The sequence below is a fragment of the Rhodanobacter sp. OK091 genome (assembly GCF_900142825.1).
Lineage (GTDB): Bacteria > Pseudomonadota > Gammaproteobacteria > Xanthomonadales > Rhodanobacteraceae > Rhodanobacter.
On record NZ_FRCH01000002.1, the window covers coordinates 780,583 to 801,102 of the forward strand.

Consider the following 20,520-nt stretch of genomic DNA (forward strand, 5'->3'; position numbering starts at 1 on the left):
TGTGGCTTGTTGGAGAAACCTCTGGAAAGATCGGCTTCCAGGCTGAATGATGTATGTGACGGAAATTCGGCAAAAGCCGTGGTGGGGCAGAGCGCCCGTGATGCGGATCGATGCAACGGGGGAAGCATTCGGCAGAGGAGCGCCGATGCCTGCTACGACGTCGGACCTGGAAAACATTTTGAAGCAGCGAGGAGCACGATGGTCGAGGCGGCGACAAGTCTAGGTATCGATGAGTTGCATACTTATTGGGCATGCGTATGCGCGCCGGGATCCGCTGCGCCGCTACCGCAGGATGTCGTGAAGACGTTGCTGGCTGGCTTGCGTCTCAACGTGCTGGAAACCCTGCGCTATCTGCATCAGAAGCAGCCGAGTTATGCGCAATTCGAAGCCTGGGTAGGGGAGCGCAATGGCGGCGAGCTGAAAGAAGTCTCGCTGACTCGCTTGCGGCGTGCACTGGCAGGCGAGGCCGTCGGCGCCGAAGTCGGCAATCTCGAGCGTGTCGAAGGCCTGACCGCCGACGACCTTGCACACTGGCACGAGCATGGCTATGTCGTCCTGCGCAACGCGATCAGTTCGGAAGCGGCGGAAACCGCAGAGAGGGCCATCTACGATTTTCTAGGGATGGACCGCGACGACCCGGAGTCCTGGTATCGCGAATCGCTGGGCCATTCCATCTGGGTGCCGCTACTGCGGCATCCGGCACTGGTGGCCAATCGTCGCGCGCCACGTATTCATAAGGCCCATGCTCAACTGTGGGGGCGCGAGGATCTTTGGGTAACCATCGACCAGGGCGGATTCAATCCGCCGGAGCGCAAAAACTGGCCGTTTCCCGGACCGCATTTGCACTGGGATGCCACGCTCGCCGAACCGCACCGCCTTGAATTGCAGGGCATCGTGTATCTCGCCGACGTCGATGAGGACCAGGGGGCATTCAGCTGCGTGCCGGGCTTTCATCGCACGCTGAAGCAGTGGCTGAAAAGCGTTCCCGCCGGCGTGAATGCGAGTGATCACGCGCGGCGCACCTTGACGATGAAGCCGATCGCCGCAAAGCGCGGCGACATGATCATCTGGCATCACCTGCTGCCGCATGGCAGCAGTCCGAACCGTGCACAGCGACCACGCGTCGTGCAATACATGTCGCTACGACCGACGCGCTTTGCCTACACCGAGGAATGGAAGTCTTGATGGCGATGGCTTGGCCACTCGACTCTGATTCCCGACGTTTTCAGATTCCGGGATTCCGGGATTGATGCAGCAACTCGACATCACGCCGCAGCAACCCTGACATCGAGACAGCTTCGCAAGAGAGCGCACGGCATCGATTCTTTACAAGCTCAGGTAAAGGCTGTACATACGCCAGGCAGGCCACTCGCACAGGGGCGACGGTCGCATCAATCGAATGTAGCCCGATGGGGGCGCGCGCAGGCTGGTAGGCATGGATTGCTTTACGCGCGCGTACAGCACCCGGTCGGCTTGCGCGCAAACAAGGGACTGGCATGGACCGGACGCGCAACGCTGTAGAACGCCATCTGCTGCACTTCGACGCGTCCAAGGACAAGCCGGGCGATCGGGTTCTCACTTATTACTCCGGCATGACGCCGCATCGGGTGCATGCGCATACGCGCTCGACGCTGGCCGATGCACGTGTCGGCAATCCGCTGCTGCAAAAATTGCCCGACGCGCAGTTCAGTCATTACCTCGAAGTCGATCTGCCTTCGGACTCGGTGATGATGACTTACCTGGCGCGCGCCACCGAGGTCGACGGCTCGCCCACGGAGGATTTCCTCTCGCTGGCCATCCACGTGCCGCGCGCCGGCCGGCGCGAATGCGTGGCCAGGCGAGGCCTGCTGGCTGCAGGCGTGGACGATATCCACCCGAAGCTGGCGTGGCTGCTGGGCGACGATGCCGCCGATGGCGCCAGCGTGCATTCACTGCTGCGCGCAGGGCGCATCGAACCGGACGCCCTGCATGACCTGATCGATCCTTTTGAAACCGCATCGACGCTGCTTTTCCAGCATCCCGGACTGATCAACCTCAACAGCGACAACGGTGGCGAGATCCCGGCCATCATCCTGCAGCAGTGCGTCGGCCGTGCCCTGCGGCTTCGTGGACGCAGCCTGCTGAACGCGATTCGTGACCTCGGCGCCGACTGGTCCCGGCGCGTTCCGCTGCTCGATGATGGTCAGGTCGTCACCGATGAGGAAGGCACGGTATTCACCATCGAGGTGCACGAACGCGTCCGTCGGTTCATGTCCGAACCGATGGGGCTCGCGCTCAAGTATTCCCAGCAGCTCCAGGAGCTCGAAGGGCAGACCTGGCGCGTGCAGTACGGCAAGACCATCGATGAGCACAAACCGCTTAAAGCTTCCGCCGTCGCCACGCGGCCCCTGCTTCGCGCCGACCAGACGCGCTGGACGCTGAAGGCGCTAAGCCGGATGAATGGCGTGAGCACCGGTTCGGTGACATTCCAGCCGCCTCGCGAAGGTGGCTGGACCATCAAGGAAACCTGGTCGTCCGACGATGCGGTGTCGATGGATGAGGAAACGGTCGCGGCCCTGGTCGAGGGGCGCATGTTCGCCCGCGTGGATACGGCCACGCATGAAGGTGCGTGGATCGGTACGTTCGCCGCGCAGGTACTGAAGGACGACGAGACGGCGACATTCACGGCGAAACACCAGAGCAACCGTTCCGGTGCCGATTTCGCGACGGTGGCCCTCTCGCTGGATGCCTTGCGCCTGGATCTCGAGGTCGACCTGAAGGTGACCTCGAAATCGACGGCCGATGCGCTGGCCAGCGTCAACTTGTTCGTCCGCGAGCCCAGCGGACTCGAACGCAAAGTATGGAGTGCGCGGCCGACGACCAAGGGGCAGTACGGCAACCTGCGTGTCGACGTCATCAATGAATGGTTGCGCCACCTGGGTGCGTACGCCGAGTTCTACGACGCCGCCGAGAAGATCATCACGCCGGCAGGCTGGACCTCGAGGATGCCCCTGGACATCGCCCCGGACTTCGACAAGCACGCGACGAAGAAATACATCGACGTCCTCGCGCCAGTCGACAACGTCTTCGGTATCCCCCTGGGGCCGATGACCACCACGCTCGACATCCCGGTACCGGCCGCGGCCGCGTCGGTCAAGCTTTACTGGGGCGGCCTGGGTACGGGCGAGTACGACGACACGGCCTGTGCCTGCGGAATCACCTGCACGGCCGTGCTGGAACTGGCCCTTCCCGTGGTCATGCTGATCAACGGCGCATCGCAGAGCAACTCGGGATTCATCAGCAACCTGATGAAGGACCCGAAAGTCCGTTACGGAATTTACGCCCTGGGCGCGGCCCTTATCGGCGCGGGGTCCGGAAGCTATATCGGACTGTCCCAGAATCCCGGCAAGGCAGCCGGCACGGTCGCCGTGAAGCTGTTGCCCGCGCTGGCCAAGTTTGGTCTCAAGAAGCTCTCGATCTACCTCGCTGAAAAAGCAGCCGAGGGCGTGGCCAAGCGATCCATCCCGCTGATCGGGTTGGCCTTCCTCGCGTTCGATACCGCCGTGACCCTGCTGCAGCTCGGCCAGACCATCGCCGCGGTGGTGCAGTCGCCGTTCTATTACACGACGAAACTGACCCGCACCTTTGACTTGCGCGGCCGCGTGCTGCCCGATCCGGCATTCAACAAGTTCCCCGACCACCACGACAGGATGGTGGTGCACGTGCTTTACGACGCGGGCAATGCCTTGCCCGTACAGGAGCAGCGCCTGCCGGCAGAAACCCTGTCCCGTCCGCTGCCGTTCGAGTTTCTCGACATCGCTGCCGGCGGTCGCGTCAAGGTCATCGTGATCTTCTATGCCGCCAACGGCTGGCAATCGGCGTTCGGCGCGACCTCGTGGATCGACGCGAAGGGAGCGAACGGCAGCGCGACGCTGGACCTCGATGTGACGGTCAAGAATGCACTGATCCCGCTGTCGAAAGATTCGGTGTATCAGCACCGGCAGGCGCTCGCCTATGAAGGCGGCAAGCACCGTTGGAGACAGGGGCCGGCGCCCACCACGACCATTATCACGGTGTCTCCGGACGCCGGGCATCGCCTGCTGTCCCTGGGCGGCATCACCGTGGCGCAACGTCCGGCCATGCTCGCCTACTCCTGGCAGGCGACCGGCTTGAACCTGGCGCGCGACCGGCCGGGCGCGCGCAGCGACGAGGCCATGTTCGCGATGCAGAACGTTTCGCTGCTGGAGGACCCCGAAGCCGGCTGCGCGGTGACCCCGGTGGGTTTCACGCTTCCCTGCGGCATCGCTTATGACATCGGCTCGTCCGAGGACGGCAGCGGCGCGAACTACTACCTGGATCCGTCGCTCGGCGAGTTCGATCCCGACGAGAACCTTGCCGGCGGCTATCACATCCGGCGCATCGCGTTGTCGCTCGGCGCCAAGCCGCGGTTCGAGCCAGGCTCGGCGCAAAGCTGGGGACGTTTTCCGCGTGCGGTCGACGGTTTCCTCGTCCATCCCCAGGGTTATGCCGTCGCGGTCAGCGCCGACACGTCCAAGTTGTACATCCTGCAATTGCCCAAACAGGCCGGCGAAAACACACGCGCCACGATGGCGAGCATGTATAGCGGGGAAGGGGAGCGCGTCGGCCTGATGAAGCTGCCCCGCGCGGTCGCCGTGGCGCTGGATGGACGTCTGCTGGTGCTCGAGGAGGGCAACCGCCGCATCCAGTGCTTCGACATTTCGGGCAATCCCGTGCCGTACTTCAAGCAGGCCGGCAGCAGCGAAAAATCCGCGATCCTGTCGCTGCGCGCAACGTCGGCCCAATCGACCCGGTACCTGGATCTTTCGGTCGAGGCGAAAGGCTATGTCTTCGTGCTGGCCTGTGACGAGAACGGCTCGATTCCCGAGCATTACCGGGTCGATATCTACGAGCCCGACGGCAGCTTCCTGGTCAGCACGCCACGCGTGACGGCGGCCCGGATCGCGGTCGACCTGGCCCGCAGCCTGTACACGCTCAACTGGGAAACCTGGATCGGTGCCGAGGGCCGTACGGAGCCTTCGGTCAGCATGTGGCTACCGCCGCCGCCAAAGATGCGTGCCGGCAAGGGGAAAAAGTGATGTTTATTTTTGAAGGCATCTTCGGCATCTATCCGTGGGACCAGCCCCAGAACAGTGTCCGCTTCATGTTCTTGGTCGACGCGCAGGCGGAGCGCATGCGCATCTACACGAAATTCGGCTTGGCGAAGGAGCTCACTTTTCAGGAATTCATGAATCTCATGCCGAGGCCGAACTTGCGCGCCACGGGTGGATTGCTGGCGGCCATGAACGATGCGCAAGGGGGGCGATTGGCCGAAGGCACGTCGTTGTTCCAGGGCATGGTCGGTGACTCGCTGAAGCTCGGTGCCATGCCTGCATTCGAGTCGGTGGCGACGGGTATCAGCTCGATCAAGGCATCCCACGAATGCGGCAAATCGGATTTCTCGCCCTTCGGCGGCGTGACGATCGATTTCACCGGCGTCGACTTCTCCGGCGTCCGTTTCAGGGAAGCCGATTTTTCCCGCGCCATCGTAACGAACACGAACTTCCAGGGCGCGACGTTCGAGGGTTGCCGTTTCGTCGGCGATCAGTTGAAAGGCGTCCGGCTCAACGGTGCGCGAATCGCCGGGCAGGAATGGAGGGGACTCGATCTCACGGCAACGGTATTCGACGATGCCGTACTGGACGGCACGCAGTTCCACGACTGCAAGTTCCCCAGGGCATCGTTCAAGAATGCGAAGATCAACGGGGCCTGGTTCGCTCAGTTGCCGATGGAGAGCACGGTTTTCGACGGGGCTGCCGGGTCCGCCCTATTTGGCGGATGCGACCTTTCCCGCGCGAGCTTTGTGGGTGCGAAGCTTCCGGGAGCGGGCTATATCACTTCGAAACTCGACGGCGCGTCATTCAGGCAGGCCGACCTCAGCGGAGCGCGCTTCGGCGCGGTCGACCCCTATCCCGCGGCGAGCATGGACGGGGTGAATTTCGACGGCATCACCGCGCCGGGAGCGGTCTTCGTCGGCGCAAGCTTTGCCAGGGCGACCTTCAATGCCGCGAAGCTGGCAGGTGCCGCGTTCAATGGCTGCACGCTGAAGGACATATCGTTCAAAGGCGCCGAGCTTACCCATGCGAGTTTCGGGCCGCTCGGGAAGTTGGGGCCTGCCAACATCACCGATGTGAATTTCGAAGGAGTGGCCGCGTCGGGCGCGGTATTCGTGGGTACCAGCCTGACGAAGGCCTCGTTCAAGGGTGCTCGGCTGCAACAAACCGCGTTTGGCGGGGCGGCACTCAAAGAGGTCTCATTCCAGGATGCGGAGATGGAGGGCGTTTCCTTTAGCCTGGTGTCCGCGGCGGCGGTGCTGGATAAAGTCGACTTCGATAACTCCGGCCTGCAAGGCGCCGATTTTTCCGGGGTCAATCTGGCCGGCACCGTATCGCACACACGCAAGCCGCGGCTGGGCCGGACCCTCGAGAAGCGCACGCGCCTGGTCAAGGCGAAGTTCAAGACGGGCTTCCTCGGTGCCGACTGGTCTTACGTCGACGCGACGGAAGCGACCATTACCGTCGAACTCGTGGGGGAGGTCAGGGGATTCAATGCCTCGTACGCCATTCTCCCGCAGGTCAGCTTCGCCAACCTCAATCTCCCTGGGGCGAATTTCAGCCACGCCCAGCTGAAGCGCTCGATGTTCAGCAGCTGCATTCTCAACGAGGCCAACTTCGGGGAAGCCATCCTGGAGGGCGCCGACTTCACCGAGGCGAAGCTGGAAACAGCAACGTTCGAGAAAGCGGGACTGATGGGCGCGCTCTTTACCAAAGCCTGGCTGGCGGAGGCGAAATTCAACGGGGCTGTCCTGACCGATGTGAATTTCTCGGGCGCGATGCTCGCCGCCGTCGATTTCAAGACGATCCAGGGCCGCAATCTGGCCGGCGTGACATTCTCCACGGCCTTCCTGGTCGGGGCGGTTTTCGCCAACGTCAGCACGTCCAGATCACGGGGCGTCCGCACGGATTTCTCCTCGGCCTGCCTTGCCGGCGCCGATTTTTCGCAGGCATCGCTCGCGGACGCGATTCTCAGCAATGCGCAACTTTCCTCCGCCGGCGGCAAGATCAAAGTCATCAACGTCGTCAAAGGCACGAGCGAAGAATTCGTTTACGAGAAGACCAAGATGGACGCCAATACAACCGGGGCCACCACCACCTGTCCTGACGGAAATCTTGGCGCATGCCGTATCGACCAGCTTTACGTGAAGCCAGTACCGGTGGAATGGAGGTACTGAGCATGGAAGCGTTTCGGCGATCCCTGAATCGCCTGTTGCGCCGCTGTTTTACGTAGCTTCCTGGAGATGCCCTGATTTTGCTCGTCATCCCGGCATCGCGAAACGATATCCGGGACCCGGTGCCTTTGCGTATCAACGAAAGACACTGGGTTCCCGCTTTCGCGGGAATGACGAAAACAGAGGTCAACCAGAGCATCCCTGGGGCTTCCTTACGTCACACAAGGAAGACGGGGAAGGTAAGGACAGCGGCGATCATCAGCCATGCCGCTGTCCGTCCGGCGAGGCAAATGGATCGCAGGTTGCGCTGATGCGACGTCCACGCAAGCTCATCGAAATTGCGGAGCGCTGTGGAGATTGCCGGTTCCAAACTTCTCGACGTTCTCCAAGCCGTTTGATGGTGCAGCGAGGTCAATCCTTCAAAATCAGCCTCGTTGCGAAGCCGTACCTGATACATAACGATTGCCAGACACGCTCCACCGCCATGGGAAGTCCTTGCCTCGGCTGATGCCAATACGAGTGCTAACCGCTACATCCTTGGGTGGGGCTATGCCATCGTCGACGATGGCGAAGCCCTCATGGGTAGCCACCAGATCAAGCCCATCTTGAGCTCCGCTGATGCCCATCGCCTGAGTCAGGCGGGCTGGTCCACGGCATAGATCACGATCACTCGCTATCCGTGGACGCGCTGCGCGCAGTTGTGCAATCCCGTGAAGCGGTTCCAGCGCGCGGATGAGTACGCCGCAACCACCTCCCTTGGGACCAGACACGCAGTTACAGCACCAGTGCATGCCGTAAGTGAAATAGACATACATGTGCCCCGGTGGTCCAAACATGGTTGCATTTCGTGGCGTCTTTCCCCAGTACGTATGCGCCGCTGGATCGATCGCGCCGACATAGGCCTCTACTTCCACGATGCGACCTGCGCGGCCATCTGCTGCTGCCAGGATCTTGTTGAGCAGTCGTGGTGCCACCGTGGTCGCAGCCCGATTGTAGAACGCACGCGACAAGGGCCTTCCCGGCCAGATGAGCGACGCAGTTTTTTCTTGAACCATCCGGACTATCCCATAAGTGTCGTCAGTACGGGTACATTACACAGTGCTAGAAGCGCTGGCTTATCGAGTGCGTCTGCGCGCTCGTTCGAGGCTTTATCGTGGTGAAGGCTTTGCCGCTGTTATCGAGGGCAGGACAGCGTGAGGGCGGCTGGGGTTTGATCTCGTCCACAACCTTGGCCCTCGTTCACGCGCATGTGCGCACCGTTCGTTGAGGTACATCGCAGGCTGCCGATCTTTGGCGTAGGCAGGCGCCTACTGCCGTCGGGGCCAACACTGATTGGTGCACATCTTTGCAGTCCCAAACCACCGTAGCCCCGCGAGTCTCGCGGGGACAGGGAGTCGGGTGCGAGCCGACGTTCAGACGCAGACTGATGACCGGTACGCAAATTTCGTGCTGGGGCATCTCCCGCGCAGTCACTCCACTCCGCCGAAGAAACGGGATGGGCCGGGGCGTGCCACGCTCGCTACCGCTATGACGCATATTGCCATCCAGAACGCGCTCGACGGCAAGGCGGCCCAGTGGATGGAACGGTAAGTCAGTTCATCCGCATCCTGGATGCGGCGACCTCGATCCTTTTTGAAGCGCGCGCGGGCGCGACCTTTCATCGCGTCGCGCGCGTGAAGCGTGAGAACGGCATCGAGGCCCGTCGCCACCGACGCTTCAAGGTCACCCGCTATGCCTGCCGCCACAAGAACACGGGCGCCGGATCGGCTTCGCCGGCAGTCCCATGCCGAACGTCCGAACCAGTACTGGCTGGGCGACGTGACCTTCATCAATACGCGTGAGGGCTGGTTCCACCTCGCCGTGCTGATCGACCTGTGCTCGCGCAAGGTCATTGGCTGGGCGATGTCTGATCGTAACGACGAGCCGCTCATCTCCGATGCCCTGCGCATGGCGATCAAGCATCGGCAGCGCGTCGCCTGATGGCCGCCTATGGCCTGCTGCCTAGCAGGATCCAGTCGGGCAACTGCTGGGACAACTCGGCGATGGAGACTTTCTTCAAGTCGCTCAAGACCGAGCGCACTGACGGCAAGGTCTACCGCACGTGGGCCGATGCCAGGGCCAAGGTGTTCGATTACATCGAGCGTTTCTACAACAACAAACGACGCCACTCGACACTCGGCTACTTCAGCCCGATACAGTTCGAGCAGCAGAGATGATTCGCTTAGGATGGTGCCTGTGAATCCGGCAGCGGTCCAGTGGCTGCAATCAGTCACCTCATTTCTAGGCGATGTAAATGAAGGAGTCGAAGGTCGTGGAGTCGTTGATAGCATCGGTGGCTGTTTGTCTCGCGCGACGTACCGGTCTCGTGGGTGTAGCACTGTTGTCCTTGGTGTTTATTGCATCCAGCTGCTTTGCAGGCGTGGGGTCGAAAGACGCCGCTTGGGGCTTGGATCATTTTCAACACACCCCCTATACCGCAACCGAGGGAGCGCCTGAAGGTGTTACGTCGTTGGTCCAGACGACAGATGGGTACCTTTGGGTCGGGGGAAGCGAAGGTCTTGCTAGTTTCGATGGCCTGAAATTCGTCCCGTTCGAGCCGCGTGAGCGTGGGCAGCTCCTTTCGACCCAGATCTACACACTATTCGCCGACCATGGAGGCGGACTCTGGATTGGTTACGACGGCAAAGGTATCAGCCATCTGAAGGATGGTCGTCTTAAACACTATGGATCTGCCGAAAATTACCAGCTCACGGTAACAACGCAGATTTTTGAAAGCAGTCGCGGAACCGTTTTTGCGATAGGGCGAGGTCCGTTCAGCGAATTTCAGAATGGCCATTGGCGAGAAGTATTTCCCACGAGCAATCTCGCCATCACCGCAGCAACTATCGACAGAAGCAGCACACTTTGGCTCGGCGGAATAGAGAAGGTCTTTGGTCTCGTGAAGGATCGGACCAAATGGTCGATGCGGGATTTTCGGCCAAGAGCAGAATCATAAGTCTTGCCGTCGTAGACAGTGTCCTCTACGTCACCGAATTAAGCGGGCCAACAAGAAGGCTGCAAATCGACGGCACCAAGCTTCATGAGCTACCGAGCTTGCCGGTGCGAACTGTGGCGCCGCTGCTCGACCGACATGGAGGGCTCTGGGCCCCAACATTAGGAGCGGGGGTGCGCAGAATATCTGCTATTTCAAGCTTGAATGAACCGGCCGATCCATCGGCGGCAAGCGATACCTTCAGCAAAGGAGACGGGCTGACGGGCGACTACGCATGGCCCTCTTTGCTCGACAAGGAGGGGGACGTTTGGATAGGCACCCAGTTTGGGGTCGACCGGTTCAGAGAAACGTCGTTCGTTAATGTACGTCTACCCGATGGCATCCAGTCACCCGCGGTTAGCCCCGGCGAACCGGGTGCCGTATGGATTGGCAGTAGCGAGATGCCGGTTATGCATCTGGCTAACGGCCAGCTCCGCTCAACGGCTGTACCGGCATACACCTTCGCCAAATGTTTTGATGAAAGCACTGGCAACGCATGGGCCGCGAACGACGGATTGTGGCTATTGGATCCCAAACAGCCACGGCGCGTCGAATCGAATCCTGCAAAAAAACGCGTGATTGCATTATCCCTTGCCTGCGGCGAGCACGGCCACATGCTGGTCGTGTTTCAGACCTTAATTGGGGTCTATGAGCGGCTCAACGGACAGTGGCGGGAGCGCCCCGATCTAGAGCATCCGCTTGTCATCGAATCGGCAGGCGGCGAAAGGTTTTTCTTGGGATATCCGGAAAATAGGTTCGCGATCGTCGATGGCTCCGTTGTTCAACGCTATCAATCGGCAGACGGCCTGCACGTTGGCGATGTTACGTCGTTCGCGACGTTCGGAAAGAATGCGTTCGTGGGCGGGCTGGCCGGACTCGCACTTCTCAAGGATGGCCGTGTCCATGCACTTCAATCATCGGATGATCCTCCCCTATCGAATATCACAGGTCTCGCGCACGATCTGCAGGGAAACTTGTGGATACATATGTCAGCGGGAGCGGCAAGAATCGACCGAGAAGATGTCGCACACATCCTTGCGGATCCCGATTACCGCGCCCCATACAAGCTGTTTGATTCCACGGACGGACTTCGTGGTGTCCCGGCACAGCACAACGCGTTGCCGTCACTTATCCGCGATGGCGAGGGCAAGCTCTGGTTCAGTTCTCAAGCAAGAGTCGCCTGGCTCGATCCGCAAGAGATGGTACAAAACACGGTGCGCCCGAATGTATCCGTCACCAAAGTGATCGCGGAAGGGGCGGCGTATGAGCCGCAAAGGCACCTGAAGCTGCCGCGGGTCCGGAACATCGAGATCGATTTCAACGCTCCCCTGTTGCGGGCGCCCGAGCGCGCGCAATTTCAATATCGCATGGATGGAGTGGACGTGGACTGGCAGGATGCGGGTACGAGACGAGCGGCGTTCTATACCAATTTGTCACCAGGGGCGCACGATTTCCGCGTGCGGGTCGCTAATGAATCTGGCGTCTGGGGTGAGGCTGCCGCTGACATCAGGCTGGATATCGCGCACGCGTTCTATGAAGACTGGAAGTTTCGGACGGCCTGCCTGGGGCTGGCCATGGGCTTGCTGTGGCTTCTTGTGCATCTCCGGATCCACAAAGCCACGGAGCGTCTCAAGGCCCAGCTGGAAATACGTGCGGATGAGCGTGAAGCGGTAGCGCGGGACATCCATGACACGTTCTTGCAAAGCGCCCAGTCCATCGCGCTCCAGCTTGATGTCTTGGGCACGACAGTCAGCGACACCGATCTCAAGAGCCGGATATCCCGCTTATCGGCGGTGGCGCGAGATTCTCTTGCGGAAAGTAGGGACAGGATTCGGCTGCTCAGAGATCATGCGCTTGTCGCCGAAGATCCGTTGACTAACGCGCTAAACGCGGCCCAGGCGCACGCGACCGAACATGGCATCGAGCTTGTGGCTTCCCTGACGGGGCAAAGGCGATCCGTGGCGGCGGCGGCCGCGGATGAGCTCATTCCGGTGATCCATGAGTTGGTCTGGAACGCTTGCCGCCATGCTCAGGCATCCCGCATCGACATCGCCATGCTCTTCGGCATGCTGAGTTTCGCGCTCATTGTGCGCGACGATGGGATCGGCTTGGGCGAGCAGGTGATCAGGGGCGGATCACCGCAGGGCCATTGGGGCATTCAGGGTGTGAAGGAGCGCGTGGCGCGCATTGGCGGCAGCGTACGTTTTGAGCGATTGACCCCGCATGGCACCCGGGTGGTGATCAGAATCCCGGCACGCCGGATGTACGCCAGAAACTGATTGTCGTCATCCATGGTGGCATTCATGGCTTTACATGCGGTTTGATTTCTGCGGTCACACCCTGCTGTAAGGGAGTCTGACTGCGTGCCTGATCACCCATTAGGGTCTATGGCGCCTCTGGGTGCGCTCCTATGATTAAAAAGCTTTTCGCTTCCATAAGGGAGCGGATGGACCAGCAATGCTATTCCCTGGACACCACGCGATGTCGCGTAAACGGATCACCCTTGGGCAAGAGAGGCAGCTAATGAACAAGCGCGAACAGGCACCAACGCACGAGGCGCTGGATCAGGATTTCCTGGACGCGCAAAGAGCGCGTCTGATCAAGCTGCGCGATGACCTGACCAAGGTGGCGGACGTCGCCGGCGAAGAGGAAGAGGCCGTGCAGTTCGAGGCTGGTGGCGAGGCGCGCGATGACGCCGATAGCGCCGAGGGCATGGCTATCCAGGAGAACGACGAGGCGGTTTTCCACCGCAATGTGGGCCGGCTCGCCCAAGTGATCCGTGCGCTTGAACGCATGGATAAGGGCGTATACGGCCTCTCTGAAAAGAGTGGCTCGCCCATCCCGAAGGCCAGGCTGATCGCCGTGCCGGAGGCAACCCTGACCCTGGATGAAGAAGAACGACGCGACTGACGTTGAAGCCAGGGCTTCAACACGTCATTAGGCTTCGATGCCATGCGGTTGTTGTTGACCTGGCCTGCTTGGCCAGGGCGCGACGCATCGTGCCGAACTGCCCGATGATATGGGTCAGGCAAAGATCGGCGAGTCTTGGCGGGCAACGGGAAGGTGCAATGGCCGCCATCCAACAACGCGCTTGATCGCGTTGATCAGTGCAGCTGCAGTGGGCGCCTGAGCGATTTCCGCCGCCCCCAGGAAAGGGGCGCCCGGACGGTCAATCAATTCGACTTCGATGGCGGCAGGGATGTGGGGAAAGCGCGCGATCGGGTAGCTGGACCAATCGACACTCTGCACGCCGTTCTCGCCGACCAGCGCCTGCTCGTAGAGCGTCCAGCTCGAAGACTGCACGATGCCGCCTTCGATCTGGTTCGTGAGTCCATCGGGGCTGACGATCTGGCCGCAATCGACCGCTGCGACCACACGGACAATGCGGACCGAACGGGCGGCTTTGTCCAGCTTGACCTCCAGGGCTATGGCGCAGTAGCCCATGAGGTTTTTGTATTGGGAAAAGGCAAACCCGATACCGTGCCCCTCGGGCAGCGGCGTGGCCAGATTCCAGCCGAAACGGTTGGCGGCTCGCTGGATGACGTCGCGCGCACGCGGATCATCCAGATGCTGAAGTCGATAGGCCACCGGATCCTCGCCGAATTGCTCGGCTAGGTCATCCATCATGCCTTCGATGGTGGTGACATTGATGTATGCGCCAAGCGACCGCATCGCCGAGGTGCGAAATGGCATATCGGTAACGAAGTGCATGTCGACGCGTACGGACGGAATGCGATAAAGCGGAACGGCATTTCGATCAGCATCGCCTTCCGGTTGCGGAATAGGCGCGGGCGAGGCAGGCGCGGCCGGATGGGCCAGCAGCGTGGCCGGTATCAAGCGACCCGCATTGACGATGCGTGAATTGTGGGGCGTGCTCCAGAGCGCGTGATGCCAGGATTGCAGCTTCCCATGAGCGTCTGTCACGGCGTTGATCTCCGTGAGCATGGCGGGGCCAAGCGGTTCCCATCCGGCCTCCTGGTCGCGCATCCACTGAACCCGGACCGGACGATTGGGCGTGCGATAGGCCAGGACAGCCGCGTCGCACGCCGCGTCATCGGCGCCGTTGTGGCCATAGCAGCCGGCTCCTTCCGCATGAATGCATCGCACGTTCTCCTTGGGCAAGCCCAGCAACTCGGCGATGCCAGCCCGCAAAGGAAAAACCCCTTGGGAATGAGTCCACACGGTCAGCATGTCGTTGCGAAAGACGGCCACCGCGCAGGACGGTCCGATAGATCCGTGAAGCACATACTGCTTGGTCATCGCCAGGCTGCGCGTGGGCGATGCCGGCGCGCTGATCGATGCGGCGGAGGCGTTGGAAAGAACCTGTTTTACAGGACCGTTGTTTTCCCGGGTCGTTACGTAGAGACGTTCGGGCAGCGTCTTCAGTACGGCGTGGATGGTGTCGTTCGTCGGATACGTCTGCGTTAGTTGCCATTGGGCACGTTCGCGCAGCGCCCGCATGGCTTGAATCGCCTCCCATTCATGCTCGGCGAGCACGGCGAGGAAATTGCCGTCGCGAACGACTTTCACGACGCCCCGCATGGTCTCGATCGCGCGGGTATCGATCTCTTTCAGCTGCGCGCTTGCATTGGGTGGCCGAACGACACGCGCATGCAGCATGCCGTCAAGCCGCAAGTCCTGCACATAGGCGGTTCCGCCAGTGACTTTGGCGGGGATGTCTACCCGCGGAATTGAATGCCCGATGTAGCGATACGCGGAAGGATCGCCTTGGGGCGAAACGGATTTGGCCTGTTGATGGAGGTTGACGCCCTGCGCAGCTTCTTCATATGTCATCTGCCGGCCATCGCCCGACAGAATGATCCCGTCGCGGAGCATGAGGCTCTTGGTGGGTACGCCAAGTTTGGCCGCTGCCGCCTCGAGCAGCATCTGCCGAACCTGGATGGCTGCGTGATAGATCGCCGTGCCGCCATCGGCCATGGAATGGCTGCCGGCGGTATAGCCTTCATCGGGCGTCAACGCGGTGTCGGCGGTGACGAACTTGAACTTGTCGAGCGGCATGGCCAATTGATCGGCAGCGATCTGCCAGAGCGCTGTACGTACGCCGGTACCAAGCTCCACCTTGCCGCTGCAAACCGTGACTCCCTGCGCGTCGATCTTGATCCACGAGTCGAGGATGGGGTCGATCTTGAGATCGCCAGGAAGGTCGGGAGCAAGAATGGTTGCGCCGAGCGTATTTGTCTCGCCCGCCAAGGCTCGCCATGAGCCGAACAGGGCAAAGCTGACCATAAAGCCGCTGCCGGCAAGGAACGCGCGGCGGCTCTTGTCGACCGGAGCATCCGCGGGTTTCATGCGCGCTCCTTGAGCGCGCCAGCATTCAGGCGCTGCCCTTTGTCGGCCACCTGGCGGATGGCGGCGAGGATGCGCTTATGAGTGCCGCATCGGCAGAGGTTGGGAGCCATGTGCTCGCGGATCTGCTGTTCGGTGGGCCGGGCAACCTGCTCGAGCAGCGCCTGGGCACGCATGATCATGCCCGCGATACAGTAGCCGCACTGTACGGCCTGGTGATCGATGAAAGCCTGCTGGAGTGGCCCGGGTCGTTCCGTCGTGCCGAGGCTTTCAAGGGTGCGGACTTCTCTCGTCCCTACAGACGACACAGGGAAGAGGCAGGAGAAGACGGGGCGTCCGTCCACCAGCACCGTACACGCGCCGCATTGCCCCATGCCGCAACCATATTTGGCTCCGTTGAGCTTGAGGTGATCACGGAGTGCGTAGAGAAGCGGCGTTTCAGGCGTTACCTCCAGCGGTTGTGTCTGGCCGTTGACGTTGAGGTTGATCATGGGCTTTTCTCCCGCAGCTCCGCGACATGCTTGTCCAGGTCTGGCCACGGTGTGGGTTGGGCTGAGGTCGAGCGCACATAGGTGGCCAGATCCGCAATCTGTTGATCCGTCAGCACGTCAGCGAACGGAGGCATGTACACGGTGTGATCCGGCTGCGCCGGCCAGGCCAGTCCCTTGTGAACCGTCATCACGAAATTCCTCGGCGAGGGACTCATGACTGCCGAACTCATCGTCAGTGCTGGACGTCCCATGGCGTCTCGCATCGGTGAGCCGTCGTCATGGCACTCGGCACAGGCGCCCGCAAATACCTGCTTGCCGCGATCGATGCGTTGGGCCAGATCACTGAGCGCCGCGGAAGATTGAGGCGCGCGCCATGGCTGTTGAAGGGACAGCAGATATGCGGCGATGGCTTCGACATCCTCGCGTGGCACGCGTCGCAGATTTTCGGTGACAGGACGCATGGGTCCGGCAGCGGCGCCATGCTCGCCAGCCAGTCCCGTGCTCAGATAGTCGGCAATCTGTTGAGCTACCCAGGGATGGGGTGACGCGGCCAATTGATCGAGCGCAGGCGCTGACCATTGATCGACAACGCCACCCTGCATGTATTCGCGGCGTTTCTCTCCGCCGATGACGCCCATCATGGTGTGGCAGGAAGAACAATGGCCGAGACCTTCCACCAGGTATTTGCCGCGATCAACGGGTGAGTCGCTTGCCGCCGGTTGCGCGCCTTCCCGCAGATAAAGCAGGTTCCAGAAAGCCAGCGATGGCCGGAAGCGCAAGGGCAGGGGCAGTTCGTTGGTCCTGGCTGGAGCGTAGGCAGCCGGCCGGGTCATGAGAAACGCGTACGCCGCCTCGATGTCGTGGTCCGTGACCTTGGTGTAGTGGATGTAGGGGAATGCGGGATAAAGCAGATGCCCGTCGCGCGATACACCCTGGCGCATGGCCCGGCGGAAGGCCTCGAGCGACCAGGTGCCAATACCTGTCGCGCGGTCGGGTGTGATGTTGGTGGTGTAGATGATGCCGAAGGGCGTCTTGAGTGGCAGGCCGCCAGCGTAGTCGGCGCCGTCTGGAGCGGTATGGCACACGACGCAGTCGCCCAGCGCGACGACACGCGCCCCTTGAGCAATGAGCGTTGGCGTTAAAGCCACATTGGGCTTGGCCACGGGATCGATGGACGGCTTGATCGCCAGGGCGAACAACACTCCCGCCCCAATCACCAGCGCGGCAACGACAGCCACTACTAACTTCCGCTTTTTTTTCATGCTCGCCACCCGAGACAGAGATTGCGGTTGTGATGGCTCCGCCACAGGGAATCTCAAAAGACATATGAGTAGACCCATTGGCGCGCGGCAAAAAAACACCCGAAAGGGCAATTCGGGAAACCCGATAAGCCCGTGGAAAGCGGCGCTCCCGTTCTTTCTCATACGTTCCTGGCAGGCGCGTTTCCACCCGATTGGGCATTGAATGGAGGCTTTGCCAGGCAGATAGTTTTCGACAGGCCGCCTCTGCGAAGGAGCGCCAATGACCGCCATCGAAGACGGTGCCTTGCCTCCGCGGGCCTGAAGGAGCAACTGTGGTGCGCGATAAAGGAAGCCTTCGTGTTCTGATTGTCGATGACCATCCTATTATGCGTGATGGTCTCGTTGCGGCGGTCGAAGGCGATGACCGGATGATCGTCGCGGGCCAGGCGGGCGATGCGGCGGAATCCATACGTCGCTATCGCGAATTACGTCCCGACGTCACGCTTATCGACCTGGAGATGCGCGGCACCGATGGCTTCAAAGCCATTGCCACGATCATGGATGAAGATCCATCGGCGCGCATTCTTGTCATTGCCTCCTCGATGAGCGATCCGCGCATAGAACGCGCATTGGTCATGGGGGCTGGCGCCTACCTGCTGAAAACGGCCACTCGGGTGGACATTCCTGCCGCCATTCGGTCGCTGGCAAACAGATCTATCTAGTACGCGCGGTATGAGTGATGTCAGAGAAGAGTGCGATGAATCTGCAGCGAAAGATAGGCGTATGGAAGGACATTTCCATCGAGATGGCCGCCTGGGATGGCGCGGAAGCACCGGTGAATCTCTCGTGCGCCTGCATGTTCGAGCGCGAGATCGGCAATGCGGGATGGGCGGGAGGCATGCGGCATCTGGATGCGGCGCTGGGTGGCGCGTTGTCTGCGCTCCGGCGGTCCGGAGCCTTTCGCGGCAGTTACCTCGAAACCTTGCTGCTCGACCGTCTCCCTCCTGCGATTCCGGCTCAGGTCGTCCTGGTGATCGGTCTCGGCGATCCTGATGCCTGGACGCCAAGCGTGTCAGCCATGGCGGCGGCCACCGCTGTTCGAATGGCGATGCAGCACCGTTTCACAAGCTGCGCTTTTGCTCCAAGCCTCCTTGATGCCGGATTTGATGGGCGAGCCATTTCCGGTGTGGCGCAGACCATGATGAAGGCTGTCCTCACGGTGATTGGCGCGCAGGAAAAAGTGACCGAGTCGGGTCTCGCCTCGGCTCATCGCCTTCGCCGTTGGATCTTTGATGTTGGTGTCTCACACTTTGATCAAACGACAGAGTCATTTCAGCAGGCACTGTCAGCCAGTGCCCGAAGAGCCTGAGCGGGATCGATGCTAAAGATGGCGGGGGAGGCGGATCGGCGCGCCTCATATCGCGCAGCGCCGCCAATGGATGACCTCGCCAGTCCGCAGCATCCTGTCCTGAGATATGCCGACACGACTTACTCGATCGTGTGTCGACAGTGATGCGCACGTGGGCCTACCTTCAATACGTATCCGATCGCAGCATGAGTGCAGCGCGCGAAGCGCCACCACGTGCCTGCCTACTCTGAAGTGGAGAGCCTGCCGTGAGACTTCCTCCGATCTTGCCTGCCGAGCTCACCGGCGAGCAGCGCCAGCTTTATGAGGATATGCGGCGGGGAAGCAGCGCGAAATACAGTAGCTTCCGGACGGTGGATGACCATGGCGCGCTGCTTGGACCATGGAACGCCTGGTTGCACGACCCCGCCATTGGCGCTGCCATGTGGGGCCTTTCAAAGGCCCTGACTGCCGCATCACGCTTACCCGACAACGTTCGGCAAATTCTCATCCTCGTAGTCGGAGCGGCCTACGCAGCTGATTACGAGTTGTACGCACATGAGGCGGTAGCTCGAACCAAGCACGGGGTAAGCGACGAGGTGCTCGTCAGCATAACGGCCGGCCGGATGCCCACCTCGCTCAATGAGGACGAAAGACTGGCCTACGACCTGGCTAGTGCGTTGTGTCAAGGGAAGGCACTTTCACATCTCGCGTATCGAACCGGGCAACGGCATTTCGGTCAGCCGGGTCTCAACGAGTTGATTTACCTCGTCGGCTATTACTCGATGCTGGCGATAACACTTAACGCTTATGACGTCCCGGCTCCCGAGGAGCCCGCAACTCAACCCGCCTGATGGCTAATAGCCATGACGGGGCGACTCTTCTTCGCGCCATTGCGGCATCGGGTCGACACCGCTGATTCATTCATTACCCATCAGGCAGGAACGATCATGGCTGTTCGACACCACACCCTTAAAGCCAATGGCATCCGGCAGCACTACATCGACGCGGGCGCGGGACCGGTTGTCGTGCTTCTGCATGGATTCCCCGAAACCAATTACGCATGGCGACACCAGATTCCAGTGCTCGCGGAGCGTTATCGTGTGATCGCGCCCGATCTTCGCGGCTACGGAAAGAGCGACAAACCTGCGACAGGCTACGACAAGCGCACCATGGCGGCGGATCTGTCAGCGCTATTGGATTCTCTGGATATCGGCCCCATCGCCCTGGTGGGGCACGACCGTGGAGCCCGTGTGGCTACGCGCTTTACTAAGGACAACCCCGATCGCGTTAAGCGCCTTGTCGTCATGGACAACGTTCCGACGCGAATCGTGGCTCAGTCGATGAATGCCCACATCGCCAAGTCCTACTGGTTTTTCCTGTTTCACCAAGTGCTGGATTTGCCAGAAGCACTCATCGCCGGGCGGGAAGACATATGGCTCAGGCATTTCTTTACGGACTGGTGTTACGACCCGCAGACCATCCGCAACAACGACTTCGATGCCTACGTGGAGGCTTACAAGGCGCCAGGCGCGGTTCGCGGAGCCATGGCCGACTATCGCGCTGCGCCTGAAGATGTCCGGCAGGACGAGGTGGACGCCGACATCAAGATCAGGTGTCCCACCATGTCGATCTGGGGCGAGGACTTCGAGGCGGTGGGCGGGAGTTTTGATATGGCAGCAGTGTGGCGAGGCATGGCTGAGAACTTGCGTGCCGAACCTATCGCCCAGTGCGGGCATCTTCCCCAGGAAGAGCAGCCCGAGATCGTTAATCGACTGCTCGTGGATTTTCTTGCAGGATGGGAGGGCGTGTAATGCGTT

17 protein-coding genes are annotated in these 20,520 nt (G+C 60.9%); 12 read left to right on the top strand and 5 right to left on the bottom strand.

The genetic code is table 11. The features are described 5' to 3' along the window. Nucleotides 1-78 precede the first annotated feature (78 nt). The 3 genes from BUA26_RS12945 to BUA26_RS12955 all read left to right on the top strand — a co-directional run bounded on the left by BUA26_RS12945 (nucleotide 79) and on the right by BUA26_RS12955 (nucleotide 7,288). Complete coding sequence (locus BUA26_RS12945) at nucleotides 79-1,185, top strand: phytanoyl-CoA dioxygenase family protein (protein WP_218587818.1); 1,107 nt, start codon at nucleotides 79-81, stop codon at nucleotides 1,183-1,185. Nucleotides 1,186-1,496: 311 nt separating this feature from the next. After that, nucleotides 1,497-5,096, top strand: a complete 3,600-nt coding sequence (locus BUA26_RS12950; protein WP_072761238.1) for an NHL repeat-containing protein — start codon at nucleotides 1,497-1,499, stop codon at nucleotides 5,094-5,096. After that, nucleotides 5,096-7,288, top strand: a complete 2,193-nt coding sequence (locus BUA26_RS12955) for a pentapeptide repeat-containing protein (RefSeq protein WP_072761239.1) — start codon at nucleotides 5,096-5,098, stop codon at nucleotides 7,286-7,288. The genes BUA26_RS12950 and BUA26_RS12955 overlap by 1 nt, the downstream gene beginning before the upstream one ends. A gap of 422 nt (nucleotides 7,289-7,710) precedes the next feature. Here the strand turns inward: BUA26_RS12955 and BUA26_RS12960 are convergent, their stop codons facing one another. Next, nucleotides 7,711-8,340: a DNA-3-methyladenine glycosylase gene (locus tag BUA26_RS12960; RefSeq protein ID WP_072761240.1), complete on the bottom strand. Its 630-nt coding sequence runs from the start codon at nucleotides 8,338-8,340 to the stop codon at nucleotides 7,711-7,713. A gap of 414 nt (nucleotides 8,341-8,754) precedes the next feature. Next, complete coding sequence (locus BUA26_RS20450; protein ID WP_178368587.1) at nucleotides 8,755-9,114, bottom strand: hypothetical protein; 360 nt, start codon at nucleotides 9,112-9,114, stop codon at nucleotides 8,755-8,757. Between BUA26_RS20450 and BUA26_RS19710 the strand changes: the two genes are divergently transcribed. The 5 genes from BUA26_RS19710 (at nucleotide 9,104) to BUA26_RS12980 (ending at nucleotide 13,226) form a co-directional block, all read left to right on the top strand. Then, nucleotides 9,104-9,265: a DDE-type integrase/transposase/recombinase gene (locus BUA26_RS19710; RefSeq protein ID WP_178368588.1), complete on the top strand. Its 162-nt coding sequence runs from the start codon at nucleotides 9,104-9,106 to the stop codon at nucleotides 9,263-9,265. The two genes, BUA26_RS20450 and BUA26_RS19710, sit on opposite strands and share 11 nt — an antisense overlap. Further along, nucleotides 9,265-9,501 carry an IS3 family transposase gene (locus BUA26_RS19715; protein WP_083572998.1) on the top strand — a complete coding sequence of 79 codons (237 nt, stop codon included), beginning with the start codon at nucleotides 9,265-9,267 and terminating at the stop codon, nucleotides 9,499-9,501. The genes BUA26_RS19710 and BUA26_RS19715 overlap by 1 nt, the downstream gene beginning before the upstream one ends. A 77-nt stretch (nucleotides 9,502-9,578) precedes the next feature. Continuing rightward, nucleotides 9,579-10,280, top strand: coding sequence for a hypothetical protein (locus BUA26_RS20140; RefSeq protein ID WP_072761241.1), 702 nt, complete (start codon nucleotides 9,579-9,581; stop codon nucleotides 10,278-10,280). Then, nucleotides 10,241-12,595 (top strand): sensor histidine kinase, encoded by a 2,355-nt coding sequence (locus BUA26_RS12975; protein ID WP_083573000.1) that lies wholly within the window; start codon nucleotides 10,241-10,243, stop codon nucleotides 12,593-12,595. Before BUA26_RS20140 ends, BUA26_RS12975 begins: the two co-directional genes overlap by 40 nt. 244 nt (nucleotides 12,596-12,839) lie before the next feature. Beyond that, nucleotides 12,840-13,226: a TraR/DksA family transcriptional regulator gene (locus tag BUA26_RS12980; protein ID WP_072761243.1), complete on the top strand. Its 387-nt coding sequence runs from the start codon at nucleotides 12,840-12,842 to the stop codon at nucleotides 13,224-13,226. Nucleotides 13,227-13,340: 114 nt separating this feature from the next. Here the strand turns inward: BUA26_RS12980 and BUA26_RS12985 are convergent, their stop codons facing one another. The 3 genes from BUA26_RS12985 to BUA26_RS12995 are packed head-to-tail and all read right to left on the bottom strand — an operon-like array spanning nucleotide 13,341 to nucleotide 17,376. After that, entirely contained in the window at nucleotides 13,341-15,626 is a 2,286-nt protein-coding gene (locus tag BUA26_RS12985) for a xanthine dehydrogenase family protein molybdopterin-binding subunit (RefSeq protein WP_072761244.1), read from the bottom strand. Then, the gene (locus BUA26_RS12990) at nucleotides 15,623-16,114 is read right to left on the bottom strand and encodes a (2Fe-2S)-binding protein (RefSeq protein WP_072761245.1); all 492 of its coding nucleotides are present in this window, start codon (nucleotides 16,112-16,114) and stop codon (nucleotides 15,623-15,625) included. Before BUA26_RS12990 ends, BUA26_RS12985 begins: the two co-directional genes overlap by 4 nt. After that, nucleotides 16,111-17,376, bottom strand: a complete 1,266-nt coding sequence (locus tag BUA26_RS12995; RefSeq protein ID WP_072761246.1) for a c-type cytochrome — start codon at nucleotides 17,374-17,376, stop codon at nucleotides 16,111-16,113. Before BUA26_RS12995 ends, BUA26_RS12990 begins: the two co-directional genes overlap by 4 nt. A gap of 314 nt (nucleotides 17,377-17,690) precedes the next feature. On the opposite strand from BUA26_RS12995, the gene BUA26_RS13000 reads away from it, so the two are divergent. The 4 genes from BUA26_RS13000 (at nucleotide 17,691) to BUA26_RS13015 (ending at nucleotide 20,514) form a co-directional block, all read left to right on the top strand. After that, the gene (locus tag BUA26_RS13000; protein ID WP_255368327.1) at nucleotides 17,691-18,077 is read left to right on the top strand and encodes a response regulator; all 387 of its coding nucleotides are present in this window, start codon (nucleotides 17,691-17,693) and stop codon (nucleotides 18,075-18,077) included. 35 nt (nucleotides 18,078-18,112) lie between these two features. Beyond that, nucleotides 18,113-18,724, top strand: a complete 612-nt coding sequence (locus BUA26_RS13005; protein ID WP_072761593.1) for a M17 family peptidase N-terminal domain-containing protein — start codon at nucleotides 18,113-18,115, stop codon at nucleotides 18,722-18,724. 245 nt (nucleotides 18,725-18,969) lie between these two features. Continuing rightward, on the top strand, nucleotides 18,970-19,554 hold the full coding sequence (locus tag BUA26_RS13010) for a carboxymuconolactone decarboxylase family protein (protein ID WP_072761248.1): 585 nt from the start codon (nucleotides 18,970-18,972) through the stop codon (nucleotides 19,552-19,554). 12 nt (nucleotides 19,555-19,566) lie between these two features. After that, nucleotides 19,567-20,514, top strand: a complete 948-nt coding sequence (locus BUA26_RS13015; protein ID WP_218587819.1) for an alpha/beta fold hydrolase — start codon at nucleotides 19,567-19,569, stop codon at nucleotides 20,512-20,514. The last annotated feature ends 6 nt before the right edge of the window (nucleotides 20,515-20,520 follow it).